Genomic DNA, 2,780 nt, shown 5'->3' with positions numbered 1-2,780 from the left:
GTGGGCTGGTTCAGTTGTTTATAAGAGACACCCCCCGGACGGGTACACCGGCGCCCCCCCCACCCCCGGACGCCCGGGGGGGGCCGGCCCGCCCCGGCCGCCCCGCAGCGGGCTTCGCCCGTTCCCCCGCCCTGAGGACACCCATGACACCCCGTCACCCCGCTCTCGCCCGCCTCGCCCCCGGAGACGGCCGGCTCACCCTCGGCCTGGAACTCCCCCTCGACAACGACTGGGGCCCCTCCCGGCAGGCCGCCGACCGCACGGCCGGCCGCCCCCACGGCGTCCCGGACCTCGCCGAGCACGCCCGGCTCGCCCGGCTCGCCGACCGGCTCGGCTTCGCCGGCCTCTGGGTGCGCGACGTCCCGCTGTTCGACCCGGTCCGCTTCGGTGACGCCGGGACGGTCTTCGAGACCTTCACCCACCTCGGCCACCTCGCCGCCGTCACCGAGCACGCCGTCCTCGGCACCGCCGCCGTCGTCCTGCCGCTGCGCGAACCCCTGCTCGTCGCCAAGGCCGCCGCCACCGTCGACGCGCTCTCCGGCGGCCGGATGCTGCTCGGCCTCGCCAGCGGCGACCGTCCCGTCGAGTACCCGCTCTTCGGACGGGACTTCGACACCCGCGGCGCCGCCTTCCGGGACGGAGTGCAGAGCCTGCGCGCCGCCTGGCGCCCGGGCCCGCTGGAACTGCCCGGCGCCGGGCTCGGCGCGGACCTCCGGCTGGAGGTGCTGCCGAAGCCGGCGCAGGCGGCGGGCATCCCGATCGCCGTCGCCGGCGGCGCCCAGCAGACGCCCGAGTGGATCGCCGAGCACGCCGACGCCTCGCTCAACTACCCCCGCGACCTGGGCGCGCTGCGCCTGCGGACCCGCCAGTGGCGCGAACTCGCCGGGGGCAAGCCCTACCTGACCCCGATGGTGCTCACCCTGCAGGAGGACCCGCAGGCCCCGGCCCGTCCGATCCGGCTGGGCCTCAGCACCGGCCGCGACGCATTGGTCGAGCACCTGGAGGCCATGGCGCGGCTCGGGGTCTCGCACGTCTCCTTCAACCTCCGGCCCAACGACCGGCCGGTGGAGGAGCTGCTCCAGGAGCTCGCGGAGCACGTCCTGCCCCGCTTCGCCGGGTAGCGCCCTTGCATTAGCCCGCGTCTGCAATTATTGTTTACGCATGCAAGGCGCGCTCGCATCTATTGAGCGCTTGCCGCCGCACTCCCGTACCCACCGTTCGAAAAGGCACCACCGTGACCCTCAAGGACCTCATTCCCGGCAAGCTCGGCTACGGCACCGCCCCGCTCGGCAACATGTACCGCGCGATCCCCGACGCCGAGGCCGCCGCCACCGTCGAGGCCGCCTGGCAGCAGGGCGTCCGCTACTACGACACCGCCCCCTTCTACGGCGCCGGCCTCGCCGAGGAGCGCCTCGGCGAAGTCCTCTCCGCCAAGCCGCGCGACGAGTACGTGCTGTCCACCAAGGTCGGCCGGGTCATCCTCGACGAGCACGAGACCGACATCCCGGACTTCGGCGAGAAGGGCGGCCTGTTCGAGCACGGCAACCCGAACCGGATCGTCCACGAGTGGACCGCCGACGCCACCGAACGCTCCATCGAGGGCAGCCTCAAGCGCCTGGGCACCGACCGCCTGGACGTCGTCTGGGTGCACGACATCGCCCAGGACTTCCACGGCGACCAGTGGCTGGCCAAGTTCGAGGAGGCCCGCACCGGCGCCTTCCGCGTCCTGTCCCGCCTGCGCGACGAGGGCGTCATCAAGGCCTGGGGCCTGGGCGTCAACAAGACCGAGCCGATCGAGCTCACCCTCGCCCTCGACGAGCCGCAGCCCGACGGCTTCCTCCTCGCGGGCCGCTACACCCTCCTCGACCACGAGCACGCCCTCCAGCGCCTGCTTCCGATGGCCCAGGAACAGGGCGTCGGCATGGTCGTCGGCGGCCCCTACAGCTCCGGCATCCTCGCCGGCGGCACCCACTTCGAGTACCAGGAAGCCCCCGCGCACATCATCGAGCGCGTCACCCGGCTCAAGGACCTGGCCGCGAAGCACGGCGTGAGCATCAAGGCCGCCGCCCTCCAGTTCTCCCTCGCCCACCCGGTCACCGCCGCGGTCGTCGCCGGCGCCACCAAGCCCAGCCGCATCGCCGAGGACCGGGCGGCGCTCGACGAGACCGTCCCCGCCGCGTTCTGGCAGGAACTGCGCGCCACCGGACTGGTCGGCCCGGCCGCCCCCCTGCCGCACGGCGCCTGAACCACCCCATTCGAACCGCCCGGAGAAATGATCATGGCCTCCACCTCCGTCAGCCGCATCGTCCCCGCCGCCCCCGACACGGTGTGGAAGCTCATCGGCGGCTTCGACTCGCTCCCCGACTGGCTCCCCTACATCCCCGAGAGCACCGCCCTCGAAGGCGGCCGCGTCCGCCGCCTGCGCAACCCCGAGGGCGGAGTCATCGTCGAGCGCCTCGTCGCCTTCAACGAGGCCGAGCGCCACTACAGCTACGCCATCCAGCAGGCCCCGTTCCCCGTCAACGGCTACCTGTCCACGATCCGCGTGCACGCCGTCCCCGGCCGCGACGACCTCGCCGAGGTCCAGTGGTCCGGCCGCTTCAACCCCGACGGCGCCACCGAGGACGAGGCCGTGGCCCTCTTCACCGCCATCTACCGCGACGGCCTCGACGCCCTCCGCGCCGCCCTCGCTTCCTAATGTCGTTGTCAAGCTGTCTCGGTCACTGGAGGTGTGACGTGGTAGCACCGTCGGTCACGGATCAGCGCCCACAGGACGTTGA

General features: G+C 72.9%; 3 protein-coding genes. All 3 read left to right on the top strand.

Features of this window, described 5'->3' with window-relative positions; translation table 11 throughout:
- Positions 1 to 143: 143 nt before the first annotated feature.
- The 3 genes from ACFV1L_RS36290 to ACFV1L_RS36280 all read left to right on the top strand — a co-directional run bounded on the left by ACFV1L_RS36290 (position 144) and on the right by ACFV1L_RS36280 (position 2,698).
- Positions 144 to 1,121 carry a TIGR03571 family LLM class oxidoreductase gene (locus ACFV1L_RS36290; protein WP_380374552.1) on the top strand — a complete coding sequence of 326 codons (978 nt, stop codon included), beginning with the start codon at positions 144 to 146 and terminating at the stop codon, positions 1,119 to 1,121.
- Between the two features lie 113 nt (positions 1,122 to 1,234).
- The gene (locus ACFV1L_RS36285; RefSeq protein ID WP_380374549.1) at positions 1,235 to 2,245 is read left to right on the top strand and encodes an aldo/keto reductase; all 1,011 of its coding nucleotides are present in this window, start codon (positions 1,235 to 1,237) and stop codon (positions 2,243 to 2,245) included.
- Positions 2,246 to 2,278: 33 nt separating this feature from the next.
- The gene (locus ACFV1L_RS36280) at positions 2,279 to 2,698 is read left to right on the top strand and encodes an SRPBCC family protein (protein ID WP_380374547.1); all 420 of its coding nucleotides are present in this window, start codon (positions 2,279 to 2,281) and stop codon (positions 2,696 to 2,698) included.
- Positions 2,699 to 2,780 lie beyond the last annotated feature (82 nt).

The sequence above is a fragment of the Kitasatospora sp. NPDC059646 genome (genome assembly GCF_042734615.1).
Classification (GTDB): Bacteria; Actinomycetota; Actinomycetes; order Streptomycetales; family Streptomycetaceae; genus Kitasatospora.
The sequence above is the reverse complement of the archived record's forward strand: the minus strand, read 5'-3'. Positions and strand labels throughout refer to the sequence as shown.

Bases quoted from the DNA above. Each gene is read 5' to 3' on its own strand.
- ACFV1L_RS36290 (WP_380374552.1), top strand. From the start codon at position 144: ATGACACCCCGTCACCCCGCTCTCGCCCGCCTCGCCCCCGGAGACGGC.
- ACFV1L_RS36280 (WP_380374547.1), top strand. From the start codon at position 2,279: ATGGCCTCCACCTCCGTCAGCCGCATCGTCCCCGCCGCCCCCGACACG.